This window comes from Rhodanobacter geophilus (assembly GCF_040812275.1).
Classification (GTDB): Bacteria; Pseudomonadota; Gammaproteobacteria; order Xanthomonadales; family Rhodanobacteraceae; genus Rhodanobacter_A; species Rhodanobacter_A geophilus.
This window is the reverse complement of the sequence record NZ_JBFOHL010000022.1, coordinates 1-16,681: the sequence shown is the minus strand read 5'-3', so window position 1 is coordinate 16,681 and position 16,681 is coordinate 1. Positions and strand designations below refer to the sequence as shown.

Genomic DNA, 16,681 nt, shown 5'->3' with positions numbered 1-16,681 from the left:
CTGCCTTGGCGAGGTGGATTACTTGCCTTCCTTCAGTGCGATCGAGTTGATGCCGGCACTGGCGAGGCGCTGTTTGGTCGCCTCCAGCGCGCTGGCGCTGGGGAACGGCCCCAGCCGCACGCGGTGGAAGGTCTGGCCGTTCACGTTGACGGACTGCACGTTGGCCATGAAGCCCTGCATGGCGAGCCTGGCCTTCATGGACTCCGCATCGGCGGGATTCGGGAAGGCGCCGACCTGCAGCAGGTAGCCGCTGCCGGCCGCGGGCTTCGGCACCGCGGCCGCGGGCGCGGCCACCACGTTCTGGGTGGCCACGGGCGCTGTCGGCTGCACGGCGGGTGAGGTTGCCGGCGCGGCGGTCGCCGGCGCGGTCGCGGCGGCCTGCTGCTTCTGCTGCTCGGCCTTCGCCTGCGCGCTGATCTCGGCATCCGGGATGCGCACTTCCTTCTCCGACAGCACGGAGTAGAAGTCGAACTGCGGCTTCTTCGGCGCGCTCTCGGCATTGCCCGGCGCCAACGCGCCGGTCTCGCTGGGCGCTTCGGCGGTGGCCTGCGGATTCGCCTGCGGGCCGTTCTTCGGCGCCATCGGCATCAGCGAGTGGCGCATCAGCACCACCACGGCCACCGCACCGATCAGCACGCCGACGATCGCCCAGACCCATCCCGGGATGCCGCCGCCGCTGTTGCGTACCGCCTGCCGACCCTTGCCTTTGCGTGCTGCCATCACATGCTCTCCGGGGCGCCCAGGCCCAGCAGGTCAAGACCATTGCGCAACACCTGCCGGGTCGCCACCACGAGGGCGAGGCGGGCGTCGCGCAGGTTCTTGTCGTCGACCAGGAACTGGTGCGAGTTGTAATAGGTGTGGAACGCGTTGGCCAGCTCGCGCAGCCATACGGCGAGCAGGTGCGGTTCCAGGTTCGTCGCCGCGGCCTCCACCACTTCGGGATAGCGCGACAGCTCGGTCAGCAACGCCTGCTCATGCTCGTTGTCCAGCCGCGCGAGTTGCGCCAGCCCATTGTCCTGATCGAACGTGAACCCTTTCTCGCCGGCCTGGCGCAGCACCGAGCACACGCGGGCGTGCGCGTACTGGATGTAGTAGACCGGGTTGTCGTTGGTCTGCGAGCGGGCAAGGTCGATGTCGAACACCAGCTGCGAGTCGCCCTTGCGCGAGATCAGGAAGTAGCGCGTGGCGTCGCGGCCCACCTCGTCGATCAGGTCGCGCAGGGTGACGTAGCTGCCGGCGCGCTTGGAGATCTTCACCTCTTCGCCGCCGCGCATCACGGTGACCATCTGGTACAGCAGGTAGTCCGGGTAACCCTTGGGGATGCCCGCGTCCAGCGCCTGCAGGCCGGCCTTCACGCGCGCCAGCGAGCCGTGGTGGTCGGAACCCAGCACGGTGATCGCCTTGCCGTAGCCGCGCTGCCACTTGCTGAGGTGGTAGGCCACGTCCGGCACGAAATAGGTGTAGGTGCCGTCCGACTTGCGCATGACGCGATCCTTGTCGTCGCCGAAGTCGGTGGTCTTCAGCCACAGCGCGCCGCCTTCCTCGTAGGTGTGGCCGTGGGCGACCAGTTCGCGCACGGTTTCCTCCACCTTGCCGTCGGTGTAGAGCGAGGATTCCAGGAAGTACACGTCGAAGCCCACGCCGAAGGCCTGCAGGTCGAGGTTCTGCTCGCGGCGCAGGGCGGCCACGGCGAAGGCGCGGATCGCGTCGAAGTTTTCCGCGTCCTGCGCCCCGGTGACGGTATGGCCTTCCACCGTGACGCTGTCACCGGCCAGATAGGCCTTCGCCACGTCGGCGATGTAGTCGCCGCGGTAGCCGTCCTCCGGCCAGCCGGCGTCGCCGGGGGCGAGGCCGCGCGCGCGCGCCTGCGTGGACAGGGCGAGGTTGCCGATCTGCACGCCGGCGTCGTTGTAGTAGAACTCGCGCTTCACGTCCCAGCCGCTGGCTTCCAGCAGGCGGGCCACGCAGTCACCCAGCGCCGCGTTGCGGCCGTGGCCCACGTGCAGCGGGCCGGTGGGGTTGGCCGAGACGAACTCCACGCCCACCGTGCGGCCCGCGCCCAGCGCGTTGCGGCCGTAGCCCGCGCCCTGTTCGAGGATGCGGCGGACCTGCGACTGGTTGGCGTCGGTGGCGAGGAAGAAATTGATGAAGCCGGGCCCGGCGATCTCCACCTTGGCCAGCAGCTCGCCGGCCGGCAGCGCGGCGACCAGCTTCCCGGCCAGTTCGCGCGGTTTGGCGCGGGCATGCTTGGCCAGCAGCATCGCGGCGTTGCAGGCGAAATCGCCGTGCTCGCGGCTGCGCGTGCGCTCGATCACGAAGCCGGGAATCGCCAGGTCGGCGGGCAGGATGGCCTGGGTTTGCAGGGCGTGGATGGCCTGCAGGATCAGTTCGTGCAGCTGGGCTTTCACGGGCGCGGCGGTTCCGGGATGGAACCGGCAATCCTAGCAGACCGTCCGGGGCGGGCGACCGTTGCGCGGGCCGGCATGCTGCGCCGCGGCGTGCCGCCTGTGGATAAGTCTGTGGGGAAAGCGGCGCTTCAAGCAGCAGGTATGGCATCGGCCGCGTGGCCATGTGCTCATTATAGAAAAAAATCGATACGAATCATATGAATGCAAGGCATGTTTAAAGTCATGGCTGCGCTGAAGGCTGCAAGTGCCGACAGCAGGCTTTTGTGCATAAGTTACGGGCGCTTGGCGGTCATGGCTGCAGCACGGGATCGTCATCGCCCTGTCATGCCGCGGCGCCACAGTGGCTGCGTGCTGGTGGCGACTCCCCTCCACCATCCGGCACCCGGAGACGCCGCTCTCTCCGCTCCCCGAATCGGCAACCACGGCGCGGCTCATCCCCGCGCCGCTTTTTGTCTGGAAGTGCGGCAAGGGATGGTTGGTCGCGTGATCTTCGTGATCAGGGGCGATCGCAATGAAGCCCGGCCGTGTGGCCAGGGGTGGCTGCCCGTGTGGTTCAAGCGACCATGGGGATGATCGCTGAAGCAGGCTTCAGATCAGGCCGCGCGCGGCCATCGACACCGGTTCGCCTTGGCCGATCACCAGATGGTCGAGCACGCGCACGCCGACCAGTTGCAGGGCCTCGCGCAGTTCGCGGGTGATCGCGCGGTCGGCGGCGCTGGGCTCGGCCACGCCGCTGGGGTGGTTGTGGGCAAAGATCACCGCGCAGGCGTTGTGCTGCAGGCAGGCGCGCACCACCTCGCGCGGGTGCACGCTGGCGCCGTCCACGGTGCCGCGGAACAGTTCCTCGAAGGCCAGCACGCGGTGGCGGTTGTCCAGGTACAGGCAGCCGAACACCTCGTAGGGCAGGTGGCGCAGCCGGGCGCTGAGGTAATTGCCGCTGTCGCGGGGATTGCGCAGCGCGGGCTGCTCGCGCAACTGCTCGGCGAGGCTGCGCCGGGCCAGTTCCAGTGCGGCGGCGATGCGCGCGCGCTTGGCAGGCCCCAGGCCGATGGCATGCACGACCTGATCGGGGCGGCTGAGCAAGGCGCCGAGGCTGCCTGCGCCGGTCAGCAGTTCGCGGCCCAGTGCGATCGCGTCCTTGCCGCGCACCCCGCTGCCCAGCAGCACGGCCAGCAGCTCCGCGTCGGACAATGCGCCGCTGCCGCGCACCAGCAGCTTTTCGCGGGGTCGTTCGCCTTCGGGCCAGTCGCGGATGCTCATGCCGAAAGCGTGGCGGCGAACGCGCGACGCAGGCAGCAGTCGCGCGGCACGATTCCGGTAAGCTAACCATCTGCCCGCACGTCAGGCCCTGCCTACATGAGTCTTGCCCAACGCCGCATCCTGCTGGGAGTGTCCGGCGGCATCGCCGCCTACAAGTCCTGCGAACTGGTCCGTCGCCTGCGCGAGCAGGGCGCCGAGGTGCGCGTGGTGATGACGGCGGCCGCCGGGCATTTCGTGGGCGCAGCCACCTTCCAGGCACTGTCCGGCCAGCCGGTGCGCAGTTCGCTGTGGGACGAAAACGCCGAAGCGGCGATGGGCCACATCGAGCTGGCGCGCTGGGCCGAACGCATCCTGATCGCGCCGGCCAGCGCCGACATCATCGCCAGGCTGGCCCACGGCCATGCGGACGACCTGCTCACCACGCTGTGCCTCGCCAGCGCCGCGCCGCTGTCCGTGGCGCCGGCGATGAACCAGCAGATGTGGGCGCACCCGGCGGTGCAGGCGAACCTGGCCACCCTGCGCCAGCGCGGCGTGCAGGTGCTGGGCCCGGCCGCGGGCGAGCAGGCCTGCGGCGACGTGGGTTCCGGGCGCATGCTGGAGCCGCACGAGCTGCGCGACGCGCTGGCGGCCTCGTTCGGCAACGGCACACTGGCCGGGCTGGAGGTGGTGGTCAGCGCCGGCCCCACCTTCGAGGACATCGACCCGGTGCGCTTCATCGGCAACCGCAGCTCCGGCAAGATGGGTTTCGCGGTGGCGCAGGCCGCGGCCGAGGCGGGCGCGCGGGTGGCCCTGGTGGCCGGCCCGGTGAGCCTGGCCACGCCGCCCGGCGTGGCGCGCCGCGTCGACGTGCGCAGCGCGGCGCAGATGCAGGCGGCGGTGCTCGATGCCTGCACGCAGGCGCAGATCTACATCGGCGCGGCCGCGGTGGGCGATTACCGGCCGGCCGAAGTGGCCGAACGCAAGTTGAAAAAGCAGGCCGGTGCCGGCCTGGTGCTGCAACTGGCCGAGAATCCCGACATCCTCGGCAGCCTCGCCGCGCGGCCCGCGCATCCCTTCCTGGTCGGCTTTGCCGCCGAGACGCACGACGTGGCGCGTTACGCGCAGGACAAGCTGCAGCGCAAGGGCCTGGACATGATCGCCGCGAACCGTGTCGGCGACGGCCTGGGCTTCGAGACCGCCGACAATGCGCTGGACGTGTACTGGGCCGACGGCATGCTGGCGCTGGCGCGCGCCGGCAAGGCCGAGCTGGCGCGGCAGCTGGTCGCCTGCGTGGCCGAGCGCTATCGCGCGGTGCGCGGATGAGTGCGGCGATGCTGGACGTCGAACTGAAGATCCTCGACCCGCGTCTGGGCGACAGCATCCCGCTGCCCGAGCCGGCCACCACCGGCAGTGCCGGCATGGACCTGCGCGCCGCGCTGGACGCGCCGTTGACGCTGGCGCCCGGCGACAGCGCGCTGGTGCCCAGCGGCATCGCCGTCCACATCGGCGACCCGGGCTGGTGCGCGCTGATCGTGCCGCGCTCCGGGCTGGGCCACAAGCAGGGCCTGGTGATGGGCAACCTGGTCGGCGTGATCGACGCGGACTACCAGGGGCCGCTGATGATTTCCTGCTGGAACCGCGGCCGCGGGCCGGTCACCATCGGCGTGGGCGACCGTATCGCCCAGCTGTTGCTGGTGCCGGTGGCGCAGGCGCGACTGCACGTCGTGGACGAGTTCGCGCCCAGTGCGCGCGGTGCCGGCGGCTTCGGCTCGACGGGCATCAAGTGATCCGGTCCGGCGCGGAGTCGGGCCGGGTGTGGCGGACACCTGTGGGGGCAGGGGATGGCGATGAGTGACGCAAACGGATCACGGTGGCGCGCGCAGCCGGACTGGCGGCGCCTGTGGCCACTGGCCATCGGCACCTTGCTGCTGCTGCTCGGCGTGCTCTGCGCGTGGCAGACCTGGCTGATCGCGGACGAGGGCGATGCGGCGGTGCGCGTGCAGCGGGCGCGGGACGAGGTCGTGCAACGGCTGGCGCAAACGGTCGCCGCGCAGCGCGCCACGGTGGCAAAGGCGGTGACGACGCTGGATCCGGCCATGCTGCGGGGGGATCACGCCCAGCTGGTGGCGGCGCTGCGTGCGCGGTTGCCGCAGGCGCAGCAGCTGGACGTCTACAGCGGCAGTCTCGATGAAGTGCTGCATGCGAACTTTCGCGAGTTCGGCTACGCCAAGGCCGCACAGCTGATGGCCGCACAGACCGACGACGGCCTGCCGCCGGTGCAGAGCGTGACGCACGGCGTGGGTGATCGTCGGCTGAGCCTGGTGCTGCCGCTGGGTTCGCCGCAGCAGGCGCAGGCGTGGCTGTGGGTCGAGCTGCCATTTGCGCCGGTGCAGCAGGCGTTCGACGCGGTGTCGCCTGCGGGCGGCAGGCTGGATCTGCGCCAGGGCGATGCCAGCGCCGACATGCGCATTCTTTCGCACGGCAGCGCCGGTGCCGAGGCGGAGCCGGTCGCCAGGACGGTGCCGGGCAGCGTGTTCAGCGTGGCCGCGGCCTCGCCCGCGGCCTTCATCGTGCTGCCGCGCTCGTGGCCGCTGGCGGCGCTGTTGGCCCTGGCCGGCATCGGCGCGGGGCTGTACCTGCTGGGATGGCGGCTGCGGCGGCGCGAGGTGCCGCTGGTCGAGCCGGATATCGATATCGAGGAGTTCAAGTTGTCCCAGGAAGCCGCCCGCAAATCCGCACCGCCCCAGCCGGTGCTCGCCAAGCTCGCCTCCGCACCTGCATCCGCCGCCACACCTGCGTCCGCCCCGGCGCCGAAGGTCGCGTCGAATGTCGCGGTCGATCCGACGATCTTCCGCGCCTACGACATCCGCGGCGTGGTGGGCAAATCGCTGAATGCCGACGTGGCGCGCCTGCTGGGCCAGTCGATCGGCACGCTGATGCGCGAGCAGGCGCTCACCGAGATCGTGGTGGGCCGCGACGGCCGCCTGTCCGGCCCGGAGCTGGCCGGCGCGCTGGCGGATGGCCTGCGCGAGGCCGGCATCGACGTGATCGATCTCGGCGCGGTGCCCACCCCGGTGGTGTATTTCGCCACGTACCACTTCAACACCGGCTGCGGCGTGGCGGTGACCGGCAGCCACAACCCGCCCGACTACAACGGCTTCAAGATCGTGATCGGCGGCCAGACGCTGTCCGAAGGCTCGATCCAGGACCTGTACCGGCGCATTGCCGCGGACGCGCTGGAGCGCGGCGGCGAAGGCGGCCTGCGCCAGATCGACGTGCTGCCGGACTACCTGGAGCGCATCGTCTCCGATGTGCAGGCCGAGCGCCGGCTCAAGGTGGTGGTGGACTGCGGCAACGGCATCCCCGGTGCGCTGGCGCCGCAGGTGCTCTCCGGCATCGGTTGCGAGGTGGTGCCGCTGTACTGCGAAGTGGACGGCACCTTCCCGAACCACCATCCCGACCCTTCCGACCCGCACAACCTCGAGGATCTGATCCTCGCGGTGCGTCAGACCGGCGCCGACCTCGGCGTGGCCTTCGACGGCGACGGCGACCGCCTCGGCGTGGTGACCAAGGCGGGCGAGATCATCTTCCCGGACCGCCTGCTGATGCTGTTCGCGCGCGACGTGCTGGCCCGCCAGCCGGGCGCCACCATCATCTACGACGTGAAGTGCACGGGGCATCTCAAGGGCCAGATCCTCGAGGCCGGCGGCAGCCCGCTGATGTGGCGCACCGGCCACTCGCTGATCAAGGGCAAGATGCGCGAGACCGGCGCCGAGCTGGCCGGCGAGATGAGCGGCCACTTCTTCTTCAAGGAACGCTGGTACGGCTTCGACGACGGCATCTATGCCGGCGCGCGGCTGCTGGAGATCCTCGCCGGCGACCTGGAGGAGCGCACGCCGGAGGAGATCTTCGCCACGCTGCCCAAGGGCGTCTCCACGCCGGAGCTGAAGATCGAGCTGGCCGAGGGCGAGCACTACCGGTTCATGGAGCGTTTCCGCGCCAAGGTGAACTTCGGCGACGCCACCCTGATCACCATCGACGGCGTGCGCGCCGACTGGCCGGACGGCTGGGGCCTGGTGCGCGCCTCGAACACCACGCCGGTGCTGGTGCTGCGTTTCGACGCCGACAACCCGACGGCATTGCAGCGCATCCAGCAGGCGTTCCGCGAGCAATTGCTCGCGGTCGATCCGGCGCTGAAGCTGCCGTTCTGAGTCATCTTGAACAACCGTCATCCTGGCGGTTGTTCGAGTCGGCGAGCCCTGCGCATGCGCGCAGGCCGTCCGCGGCAAGGGCCCTGCGGGTCAGCCGGGGCTGGCCAGATCCGTTCCCGACGGGGTTTGTGCGGGCTCGCTTCCACCATCAAGCACGTGCGTGCCCGATGGCGTGCTGCCTATCCCTGTGCGGCCGCCTCAGGGTTGCTGGTTCTGCGCCGCCTGCAGGGCGCGGTAGTGCGCGAGCTGCTGCGCCTGCGCCTGCGCGGCCTGGTCGCGCTGCGCCTGCTGGCGTTGCAGCAGTGCCTGCACCTCGCTGACCACGCCGCGCTGCTTGGCGATGCCGTCCTGCAGGAACTTCGGCAGCGGCTGCTTGTTGTGCTCGAACTCGGCGGCGCGGCCCAGCAGTTCGGTCAGCGCCTGCTCCTGGCTGCGCAGGTTGAGCTTGCTGGTATGGATCTGCTGGTCCATGTTCGCCAGCGCCTGCTGCAGCGAAGCCTTGTACGCGGCCTCGTCGGGATAGGCGGCCAGCGTCTGCTCGTCGGCACGGGCCTGGTCCCGGGCGGCGCGTTGGGCGGCGGCCTGTTGCGCGGCCAGTTTCTGCGCGGCGGCGCGTTCCTCCGGACTGAGCTGGCGCTGCACGTGCGCCACCACCATGCCCTGGTCGTTGACCACGTCGTAGCCGTACTTGAGCGCATCCTGGCTGAGGCTGTCGCTGAAGTGCGGCAGGCCCTTGCCGTCCACCCACTTGTAGCGCATCCCGTTGTTGCCCGCGTGCTGCTGGGCGTGCACCGGCGCGCCGGCAAGCAGCATGGTGGCGATCAGGATGGACAGTGACTTGCGCATGGATACCCCCTCGACGGAAGTATAGACGCGGTCGCGGCGGTGCATGTCCACTGCGGGCGATTCGTCGCCGCGGGCTGTGACCGGGTTCAGCCGTTCACGCCATAACGTTCGCGGTAGGCGAGCAGGCGGGCGTGCTCGGCGGCCAGTTCCGGGCGTTCGCCCGCATAGGCCAGCACGTCGGCGAGGCTGGTGATCGCGATCACCGGGATGCCGTAGTCGCGTGCCACTTCCTGCGCGGCGGAGAGTTCGCCCTGGCCGCGCTCCTGCCGGTCCAGCGCGATCAGCACGCCGGCCGGCGTGGCGCCGTGCGCGCGGATCAGCGCCAGCGACTCGCGCACCGCCGTGCCGGCGGTCATCACGTCGTCCACGATCAGCACGCGGCCCTTGAGCGGCGCCCCCACCAGCACGCCGCCCTCGCCGTGGTCCTTGGCCTCCTTGCGGTTGTAGGCCCAGGGCAGGTCGCGGTCGTGCTGCTCGGCGAGCGCGATGGCGGTGGCGGCGGCCAGTGCGATGCCCTTGTAGGCGGGACCGAACAGCATGTCCACCGCGACCCCCGCATTCGCCACCGCGGCGGCGTAGGCACGGCCCAGCCGGCCCAGCGCCGCGCCGGAATCGATCCGTCCCATGTTGAAGAAGTACGGGCTCTGCCGCCCGGACTTCAGCGTGAATTCGCCGAAGCGCAGCACTTCGCGCTGCAAGGTGAGCTCGATGAAGTCGCGCTGGTAGTCGTGCATGGGGAATCCCGTCAGGCCAGTGAGCGCCACAGCAGATGCTGCGGCCCGGAGCGGCCGCCATGGTACAGCGTGCCGCCGTCCGCGAAGCCTGCGCACCGGTACAGCGCCAGCGCGGCGGCATTGGCGCAATTCACCGCGAGCACGATGCGGCGCGCTTGCGGATGGTGCTGCGTGAGATCGGCCAGCAATATGTCCATCACGCGGATGCCGAGGCCGCGCCCCTGCCACGCGGCATCGAGCTGGAACGAGCGCAGGCCCAGCGCATCCGCATCGTCGTCGCGTCCGGTGATGCTGCGTGCGCTGCGCTCGATGCGGTAGTAGCCGATCACGGTGTCACCGATGAGGATCGCCATCGGCGCGCTGCCGGGACATTGCTCGGCGTCGGGCAGGGTATGCGCAGGTGGACTCACGAAACCGTCCTGCTCCGGTCGAGCATGCAGGCGCAGCACGGCCGCGCGCAAGGCGGGCGTGACCGGGCAGACGCGGATGACGGGAGGCGCGGGCATGGTTGCTATGATGCCCGCCATCACTCCGGGAGTCGTGCATGCGCATCATCAGCCTGAATGCCAACGGCATCCGCTCGGCCGCGAGCAAGGGCGTGTTCGGGTGGCTGCGCCAGCAAAAGGCCGACGTGGTCTGCCTGCAGGAAACCAAGGCGCAGGAAGACCAGCTCGCCGACCCGATGTTCCGTCCCGACGGCCATCACTGCTTCTATCGCGACGCCACCAGCAAGAAAGGGTATTCCGGCGTGGCGATCTACGCGAAGCGCGAGCCCGACGAGGTGCGCACCGCGCTGGGCTGGGACGAATTCGACGACGAAGGCCGCTACGTCGAGGCGCGCTTCGGCCGGCTCAGCGTGGTGTCGCTGTACGTGCCGTCCGGCTCCTCCGGCGACGAGCGCCAGCAACTCAAGTTCAAGGCGATGGACTGGCTGGCGCCCATCCTCGACGAGTGGATGAAGAGCGGGCGGGACTACGTGCTGTGCGGCGACTGGAACATCGTGCGCAGCGCGAAGGACATCAAGAACTGGAAATCCAACCAGAAGAACTCCGGCTGCCTGCCGGAGGAGCGCGCATGGATGGACGGCCTGGTCGAGCGCGGCTGGGTGGACAGCTACCGCACGCTGCATCCCGAGGGCGAGGACTACACCTGGTGGTCGAACCGCGGCAACGCCCGCGCGAACGACGTGGGCTGGCGCATCGACTACCAGCTCGTCACTCCGGCACTGGGCCAGCGCCTGAAGCGTTGCGCGATCTACCGCGACGAGCGCTTCTCCGACCACGCGCCGTACACCGTCGACTATGCCGACTGAGGGCGTGGCCATCGTGCCAGGGCGCCGCTGGCGCATCCTCAGTGTCGGCCTGCTGGGCTTCGCCTCCGGCCTGCCGCTGGCACTGACCAACCCGACCCTGCAGGCGTGGTTCACCACTGCCGGCCTCAGTCTCAGGGACATCGGCTGGGTCACGCTGACCGGCACGGCCTACGTGTTCAAGTTCCTCTGGTCGCCGCTGCTCGACCGCTTCCAGTTGCCGTGGCTGGGACGCCGCCGCGGCTGGATCGCGCTGATGCAGGCGATCTGCGGCTGCGCCCTGATCGCCATGAGTTTCCACACGCCGCAGAAGGCGGCGGCCATGCTGGTGCTGCTCGCCGTGCTGGTGGCGTTCTCGTCCGCGACCCAGGACATTGCCTACGACGCCCATCGCACCGACCTGCTGCGGCCGGAGGAGCGCGGCTGGGGCATCGCGTTCATGCAGGGCGGCTACCGCGCCGCGATGCTGGTGTCTGGCGCGCTGTCGTTGATCCTCGCCGATCATATGGGCTGGGCCTGGGTGTACCGGTTGATGGGGGCACTGATGCTGGCGGCGATCGTGGTCACCGCGACGTCGCCGGAAGCACCCGACGAACAGCCCACGCGCAGCTTCGCCGAGGCGGTGGTGCAACCGTTCATGGACTTCTTCCAGCGCTATGGCGTGCTGGCGCTGGCGTGGCTGGCGCTGATGGTGCTGTACAAGCTGTGCGACGCGTTCGCGCTGTCGCTGTCCACCACCTTCCTGCTGCGCGTGCCGCAGTTCTCGCTGACCCAGCTCGGTGCGATCAACAAGACCTTCGGCCTTGCTGCCGGCCTGCTCGGCGCGCTGGCCGGCGGCTGGGTGGTGACGCGGATGCGGCTGTTCCCGGCGTTGCTGCTGCTGGGCGTGCTGCAGGCGCTGGTGAACCTGGGCTACATCTGGCTGGTGCACAGCGGCCCGGACCTGCTGGCGCTGGCGATCGTGGTGGGTGCGGAAAACTTCTTCAGCGGCTTGGGCAGCACGGCCTTCGTGGTGCTGGTGACGGCGCTGTGCAATGTGCGCTACTCGGCCACCCAGTATGCGCTGCTGTCCTCGCTGGCGGCGGTGGGGCGGGTATTCCTGGGGCCGCTGGCGGCGTGGCTGGTGCCGCAGGTGGGCTGGTCAAGCTTCTTTGCGATCACCGCGCTGTCGGCGTTGCCCGGCCTGCTGCTGATAATCGCGCTGCGCCGCGCGATTGACCGTGCGGAGCTGGCGCGGCCGCACTGAGCACGGCATCACGTTACGGCTGCGGCACAGGCCACGGATCGGTGAGGCATGGCTTGCCCGGCACTTCCGTGCCGGTGATGATCGCGGCGCAGGGGTGCGCCGCGCGCAAGGAGCCGACGAATGCCCGATCTCGTGATACGCCATGTCGATCATCTGCTGGCCGAACGCATCCAGGCGTTCGCCAAGAACCACCAGTGGAGCGTCAACGAGGTGCTGCTGCACGCGCTGCGGCGCGGCCTCGGCGCCGCCGAAAGCGGCCAGCAGGCCGAGGCCCTGATCGAGGCTGATGAACTCGCCGCGCTGGCCGGCCCGTGGAACGCGACCGAGCAGGCGGTATTCCGGGAAACCGTGCAGGCGCTGTCGACCGCCCGCGGCGATCAGCTGGTGCCCCCGCAACGCAAAGCCAACCTGTTCGAGTAGGCCGGTTCAGCGCGGCGCGGGATGGACCGCGCCGAGCAAGCGCGGACCGCGCGCGCCGGTGACCGCGGGCAGGTTGCCGGGCAGGCCGAGCAGGCGCTGCCGGGCCAGCCAGGCGAACGCGGTGGCCTCGAGGAAATCCGGATCGACGCCGAATGCCGCTGTGCTCGACAGCATGCGTGGCGCCAGCAGTTCGGCGAGACGGCGCATCAGCGCACCGTTGTGCACGCCGCCGCCGCAGGCCAGCACGTCTTCCGCATCCGGTGCGTGACGTGTGATCGCCGCGGCCACGCTGCGCGCGGTGAGCTCCAGCAGGGTGGCCTGCACGTCGGCCGGTGCCAGCACCGCCACGCGCGGCTGCGCGGCCAGCCAGTCGAGGTGGAAGTGTTCGCGGCCGGTGCTCTTGGGCGGCGACAGTGCGAAATAGGGATCGGCCAGCAGCGCATCGAGCAGCGCCGTGTCGATCCGGCCGCTGGCGGCGAACTTGCCATCACGGTCGAAAGGCTCGCCGTGCTGGCGCAGGCACCATGCATCCAGCAGACCGTTGGCTGGGCCGGTGTCGAAACCGAGAACGCTGCCGTCGACGCCCAGCACGGTGATGTTGGCGATGCCGCCGAGGTTGAGCACCACGCGGCCATGGCCCGGATGCCCCAGCAGCATCGCATGCACGGCCGGCAGCAAGGGGGCGCCTTGGCCGCCGGCAGCCACGTCGGCGCGGCGGAAGTCAGCCACCACGTCGATGCCGCAGCGTTCGGCGATCGTGGCGGCATCGCCCAGCTGCAGGGTGAAGGGGTACTCGCCCGCGGGGCGGTGGCGCAGGGTCTGGCCGTGCGAGCCGATCGCGCGCACCGCCGCGGCATCGATGCCGTGGTCGCGCAACAGGACGAGCGCCGCTTCGGCGAAGCCGCGACCGAGCGCCACGTCCAGTCGCCCGAAGGCGTCGAGGTCCAGCGAGGTTTCGCCCTGCGCCACGGCAAGGATCTGTTCGCGCAGCGCGGTCGGCCAGGGATGCGTGTGCGCGGCCAGCAGATGTGGTCGCTCGTGTTCGAACGACACCAGCGCGGCATCGATGCCGTCGGCGCTGGTGCCGGAGATCAGGCCGAGGTAGAGCGCCGGGGCATCACTCACGCGGTCGTGGTGCTCAGTTGTCGGTGTTGGGCGCGTTGTTGCGGGCCAGCCTGATGCGCTGGTCGATCTGTTCCAGCCGCGCCAGCTCGGGCTTCACCACGGTGGCCTTGAACTGCGCCATCCGGGCCGCGGGCAGCGGCTCGGGCTTGGGCAGGGTCACCGTCTGCGGGTTGCGCTGCACGCCATCCACGCGGAATTCGTAGTGCAGGTGCGGGCCGGTGGCGAGGCCGGTCATGCCGACGTAGCCGATGATCTGGCCCTGCTTCACGTGCTGGCCCACACGCTCGCCGGCAGCGAAGCGCGACATGTGGCCATAGGCCGTGCTGATGTCCTTGTTGTGCTGGATCAGCACGAAGTTGCCGTAGCCGTTTTCCCAGCCGCGGTACTTGATCACGCCGTCGCCGGCGGCATGGATCGGCGTGCCCGTCGGCGCGGCGTAGTCCACGCCTTTGTGCGCGCGCATGCGGCCCAGGATCGGGTGCATGCGTGCGGCGGTGAAGGTGGAGGAGATCCGGGTGAAATCCACCGGGATGCGCAGGAACGATTTCTGCAGCGGGCGGCCGTCCTCGCTGAACCAGCCGTAGTTGCCGTCGGCCTTCCTGAAGCGGTAGGCGGTATAGCGCTTGCCCTGGTTGACGAATTCCGCGGCCACGATGTCGCCTTCGCCGTAGCGCGCGCCGTCGCGGTAGATGTCGTCGTAGATCACCGTGAAGCTGTCGCCTTCGCGCAGGTCCTGCACGAAGTCGATGTCGTACTTGAACAGGTCGGCCACCTTGCCCACCATCGCCGCGCTGAGGCCGGCCTGGTCGCCGGCGGCGTACAGGCTGCTGCGGATCACGCCATGCGCCACTTCCTCGCGCACATCCATGTCACGCGGCTGCAGGGTCAGCGTGGGTTGCGGGCCGTCGAGGCGCACGATGGCGCGATTGGCCTGGTCCTTGTCGAAGCGGATGCCGCGCAGGCTGCCGCCGGGGCCGAGCAGGAAGTCGAACTCCTCGCCAGGACGGATGTTGTGCAGCGCGGACTTCGCGTCGCCGGCGGCATCCATCACCTTCTGCAGGTCGGTGAGGCTGAGGCCGCGTCCGCCGAAGATGTCCGACAGCGTCTGGCCCGGCTGCACGCGCACCACCTGCCAGTCGTCCACGGTGGACGTCGCCGGATTGATGGGTGCGAGCTTCGGCAGCGCCAGCGGCAGCAGGGTGTGCGCCTCGATCGTCGGCGCAGGCTTCATCGCGGTGGCCCAGGCCGGCATGATGAAGCCGGAGAGCAGGGTCACCATCAACGCGGTGCCGGCCAGCACCCAGCGTTCGCGGTGCCAGTGGATCGGCGTGGTGGATTCCGAACGGTCGAACGACCAGTGCGCGCAGCGCTCGTAGAAGCTGACGTGCCGGCGCTGCGCCTTGCGGCAGATGGCCTGTTTGCGTGCGTGGCGCGCCCCCCGAATTTCCTCACCCATGCTGCGCGAGCCTCGTCGTACAAAGTAACAAACCCGCGTACCATAGTCGCCGCGTGACAAGTGCGTCAATGCCTTTTCCATCAAGGGTTTGCGTCAAGTTTTCGGTTAACGCACAATTAACGCTGAAACGTGATTGCCATCGCCCAAATGGCTGTCATGGCAACCATGAACCCGAGGAGTTGCATGAACGCACCTGAGCAGGCGTTGGCCGTGATCGCGCGCGGCGCCGACGAAATCATCAAGCGCGAGGATCTGCTGGAGCGGCTGAAGAGCGGTCGTCCGCTGCGCATCAAGGCCGGCTTCGATCCCACCGCGCCAGACCTGCATCTCGGCCATACCGTGCTGCTCAACAAGATGCGCCAGTTCCAGGACCTGGGGCACCAGGTGATCTTCCTGATCGGCGATTTCACCGGGATGATCGGCGACCCCACCGGCAAGAACGTCACGCGCAAGCCGCTCACCCGCGAGGACGTGCTGAAGAATGCCGAGACCTACGCGGCGCAGGTCTACAAGGTGCTCGACCGTGAACGCACCGAGCTGCGTTTCAACTCCGAATGGTTCGGCAAGATGGGTGCGGCCGACATGATCAAGCTGGCCGCGCAGCACACCGTGGCGCGCATGCTCGAGCGCGACGACTTCGCCAAGCGCTATGCGGCGCAGCAGCCGATCGCGATCCACGAATTCCTCTACCCGCTGGTGCAGGGCTACGACTCGGTGGCGCTGGAGTGCGACGTCGAACTGGGCGGCACCGACCAGAAATTCAATCTGCTGATGGGGCGTGGCCTGCAGGAGCATTTCGGACAGAAGCCGCAGATCGTGCTCACCATGCCCCTGCTCGAAGGGCTGGACGGCGTCAACAAGATGTCCAAGTCGCTGGGCAACTACATCGGCATCGACGAGCCGGCGATCGACATGGTCACCAAGACCATGAAGATCGACGACGCGCTGATGTGGCGCTGGTTCGAACTGCTCAGCTTCGAGGTGTCGCTGGACGAGCTGGCGCGCATGAAGCACGGGGTGGAAAGCGGGGTGTTGAATCCGCGCGATGCCAAGCTGCGCCTGGCGCGCGAACTGGCCACGCGCTTCCACGACGCGGCTGCCGCCGAGCAGGCCATCGCCGGCTGGCATGCGGTGGTGCGCGGCGAAGGCGACACTTCGCTGTTGCCGCTGGCCGATATCGCCGTGCCTGCCGAAGGCTTGCGCCTGCCTGCATTGCTCACCGCCGCGGGGCTCACCGCCAGCAACTCCGAGGCGAACCGCAAGCTCAAGGAGCGCGCGGTACGCATCGATGCAGAAGTGGTGGAGGACGCGCAGCGCGTGTTTGGCGCCGGCTTCGAAGGTGTGTTGCAGGTGGGCAAGCGCAACTTCGCCCGGGTGCGACTGACCGGCGGTTGAGTGACGCGTGCGACTCTGCAGAAATGTTTCGCCCAAGATCAGTGGTTTGCGCGAAAGAGTGAAATTTTTTCGAAGAAAGCGCTTGCCAAGACTGGGGTGCCTGCCTAGTATTCGCCGCCCCGCTGCTGCATCGGCACGGCGCCACCATCTCGCTGAAAGAAATCCTTCACGAGACTGTTGACGGCCTGAAAGAACGATGTAGAATGGGCGGCTCACCGGGACGAAATGTCCCCTGGCGGAAAGTTCCGCGGTGGCGTGATCTTTGACAGTGTGCACAGGTGAATTGTGTGGA

General features: G+C 69.1%; 15 protein-coding genes. 7 read left to right on the top strand and 8 right to left on the bottom strand.

The window, feature by feature from the left end:
• Nucleotides 1-18: 18 nt before the first annotated feature.
• The 3 genes from ABQJ56_RS16725 to radC all read right to left on the bottom strand — a co-directional run bounded on the left by ABQJ56_RS16725 (nt 19) and on the right by radC (nt 3,668).
• Nucleotides 19-720 (bottom strand): SPOR domain-containing protein, encoded by a 702-nt coding sequence (locus ABQJ56_RS16725; RefSeq protein ID WP_367846160.1) that lies wholly within the window; start codon nt 718-720, stop codon nt 19-21.
• Nucleotides 720-2,408 (bottom strand): arginine--tRNA ligase, encoded by a 1,689-nt coding sequence (argS, locus tag ABQJ56_RS16720; RefSeq protein ID WP_367846159.1) that lies wholly within the window; start codon nt 2,406-2,408, stop codon nt 720-722. The genes ABQJ56_RS16725 and argS overlap by 1 nt, the downstream gene beginning before the upstream one ends.
• Before the next feature lie 588 nt (nt 2,409-2,996).
• A complete protein-coding gene (gene radC, locus ABQJ56_RS16715; protein WP_367846158.1) occupies nt 2,997-3,668 on the bottom strand; it encodes a RadC family protein in 672 nt (223 codons plus the stop codon).
• A 96-nt stretch (nt 3,669-3,764) separates the two neighbouring features.
• Here radC and coaBC point away from each other — a divergent pair, with 96 nt between their 5' ends.
• Genes coaBC through ABQJ56_RS16700 form a run of 3 tightly spaced genes read left to right on the top strand, consistent with a single transcriptional unit; the run spans nt 3,765 to nt 7,858 of the window.
• Nucleotides 3,765-4,970, top strand: coding sequence for a bifunctional phosphopantothenoylcysteine decarboxylase/phosphopantothenate--cysteine ligase CoaBC (coaBC, locus tag ABQJ56_RS16710; protein WP_367846157.1), 1,206 nt, complete (start codon nt 3,765-3,767; stop codon nt 4,968-4,970).
• A gap of 8 nt (nt 4,971-4,978) precedes the next feature.
• On the top strand, nt 4,979-5,434 hold the full coding sequence (gene dut, locus ABQJ56_RS16705; protein ID WP_367846181.1) for a dUTP diphosphatase: 456 nt from the start codon (nt 4,979-4,981) through the stop codon (nt 5,432-5,434).
• Nucleotides 5,435-5,488: 54 nt separating this feature from the next.
• Nucleotides 5,489-7,858, top strand: coding sequence for a phosphomannomutase/phosphoglucomutase (locus ABQJ56_RS16700; RefSeq protein ID WP_367846156.1), 2,370 nt, complete (start codon nt 5,489-5,491; stop codon nt 7,856-7,858).
• Nucleotides 7,859-8,056: 198 nt separating this feature from the next.
• Here ABQJ56_RS16700 and ABQJ56_RS16695 read toward each other — a convergent pair whose 3' ends face one another.
• The 3 genes from ABQJ56_RS16695 to ABQJ56_RS16685 form a co-directional block, all read right to left on the bottom strand.
• Nucleotides 8,057-8,704 (bottom strand): DUF4124 domain-containing protein, encoded by a 648-nt coding sequence (locus tag ABQJ56_RS16695; RefSeq protein WP_367846155.1) that lies wholly within the window; start codon nt 8,702-8,704, stop codon nt 8,057-8,059.
• Nucleotides 8,705-8,790: 86 nt separating this feature from the next.
• Nucleotides 8,791-9,438: an orotate phosphoribosyltransferase gene (gene pyrE, locus ABQJ56_RS16690; protein ID WP_367846154.1), complete on the bottom strand. Its 648-nt coding sequence runs from the start codon at nt 9,436-9,438 to the stop codon at nt 8,791-8,793.
• A gap of 11 nt (nt 9,439-9,449) precedes the next feature.
• The gene (locus ABQJ56_RS16685) at nt 9,450-9,944 is read right to left on the bottom strand and encodes a GNAT family N-acetyltransferase (RefSeq protein WP_367846153.1); all 495 of its coding nucleotides are present in this window, start codon (nt 9,942-9,944) and stop codon (nt 9,450-9,452) included.
• 38 nt (nt 9,945-9,982) lie between these two features.
• Between ABQJ56_RS16685 and ABQJ56_RS16680 the strand changes: the two genes are divergently transcribed.
• The 3 genes from ABQJ56_RS16680 (at nt 9,983) to ABQJ56_RS16670 (ending at nt 12,413) form a co-directional block, all read left to right on the top strand.
• The gene (locus tag ABQJ56_RS16680; protein ID WP_367846152.1) at nt 9,983-10,750 is read left to right on the top strand and encodes an exodeoxyribonuclease III; all 768 of its coding nucleotides are present in this window, start codon (nt 9,983-9,985) and stop codon (nt 10,748-10,750) included.
• 4 nt (nt 10,751-10,754) lie between these two features.
• Nucleotides 10,755-11,993 (top strand): AmpG family muropeptide MFS transporter, encoded by a 1,239-nt coding sequence (locus ABQJ56_RS16675; protein ID WP_367846151.1) that lies wholly within the window; start codon nt 10,755-10,757, stop codon nt 11,991-11,993.
• A 120-nt stretch (nt 11,994-12,113) separates the two neighbouring features.
• Nucleotides 12,114-12,413, top strand: coding sequence for a hypothetical protein (locus ABQJ56_RS16670; protein ID WP_367846150.1), 300 nt, complete (start codon nt 12,114-12,116; stop codon nt 12,411-12,413).
• Between the two features lie 6 nt (nt 12,414-12,419).
• Here ABQJ56_RS16670 and ABQJ56_RS16665 read toward each other — a convergent pair whose 3' ends face one another.
• Nucleotides 12,420-13,538, bottom strand: coding sequence for an anhydro-N-acetylmuramic acid kinase (locus ABQJ56_RS16665; protein ID WP_367846149.1), 1,119 nt, complete (start codon nt 13,536-13,538; stop codon nt 12,420-12,422).
• A gap of 13 nt (nt 13,539-13,551) precedes the next feature.
• Nucleotides 13,552-14,994, bottom strand: coding sequence for an OapA family protein (locus ABQJ56_RS16660; protein ID WP_367846148.1), 1,443 nt, complete (start codon nt 14,992-14,994; stop codon nt 13,552-13,554).
• Nucleotides 14,995-15,177: 183 nt separating this feature from the next.
• On the opposite strand from ABQJ56_RS16660, the gene tyrS reads away from it, so the two are divergent.
• Nucleotides 15,178-16,389, top strand: a complete 1,212-nt coding sequence (gene tyrS / locus ABQJ56_RS16655) for a tyrosine--tRNA ligase (RefSeq protein WP_367846147.1) — start codon at nt 15,178-15,180, stop codon at nt 16,387-16,389.
• Nucleotides 16,390-16,681: the final 292 nt, after the last annotated feature.

Bases quoted from the DNA above. Each gene is read 5' to 3' on its own strand.
- coaBC (WP_367846157.1), top strand. From the start codon at position 3,765: ATGAGTCTTGCCCAACGCCGCATCCTGCTGGGAGTGTCCGGCGGCATC.
- ABQJ56_RS16695 (WP_367846155.1), bottom strand. From the start codon at position 8,704: ATGCGCAAGTCACTGTCCATCCTGATCGCCACCATGCTGCTTGCCGGC.
- ABQJ56_RS16680 (WP_367846152.1), top strand. From the start codon at position 9,983: ATGCGCATCATCAGCCTGAATGCCAACGGCATCCGCTCGGCCGCGAGC.
- ABQJ56_RS16700 (WP_367846156.1), top strand. From the start codon at position 5,489: ATGGCGATGAGTGACGCAAACGGATCACGGTGGCGCGCGCAGCCGGAC.
- pyrE (WP_367846154.1), bottom strand. From the start codon at position 9,438: ATGCACGACTACCAGCGCGACTTCATCGAGCTCACCTTGCAGCGCGAA.
- ABQJ56_RS16670 (WP_367846150.1), top strand. From the start codon at position 12,114: ATGCCCGATCTCGTGATACGCCATGTCGATCATCTGCTGGCCGAACGC.
- tyrS (WP_367846147.1), top strand. From the start codon at position 15,178: ATGAACGCACCTGAGCAGGCGTTGGCCGTGATCGCGCGCGGCGCCGAC.
- ABQJ56_RS16725 (WP_367846160.1), bottom strand. From the start codon at position 720: ATGGCAGCACGCAAAGGCAAGGGTCGGCAGGCGGTACGCAACAGCGGC.
- radC (WP_367846158.1), bottom strand. From the start codon at position 3,668: ATGAGCATCCGCGACTGGCCCGAAGGCGAACGACCCCGCGAAAAGCTG.
- ABQJ56_RS16660 (WP_367846148.1), bottom strand. From the start codon at position 14,994: ATGGGTGAGGAAATTCGGGGGGCGCGCCACGCACGCAAACAGGCCATC.
- ABQJ56_RS16685 (WP_367846153.1), bottom strand. From the start codon at position 9,944: ATGCCCGCGCCTCCCGTCATCCGCGTCTGCCCGGTCACGCCCGCCTTG.
- dut (WP_367846181.1), top strand. From the start codon at position 4,979: ATGCTGGACGTCGAACTGAAGATCCTCGACCCGCGTCTGGGCGACAGC.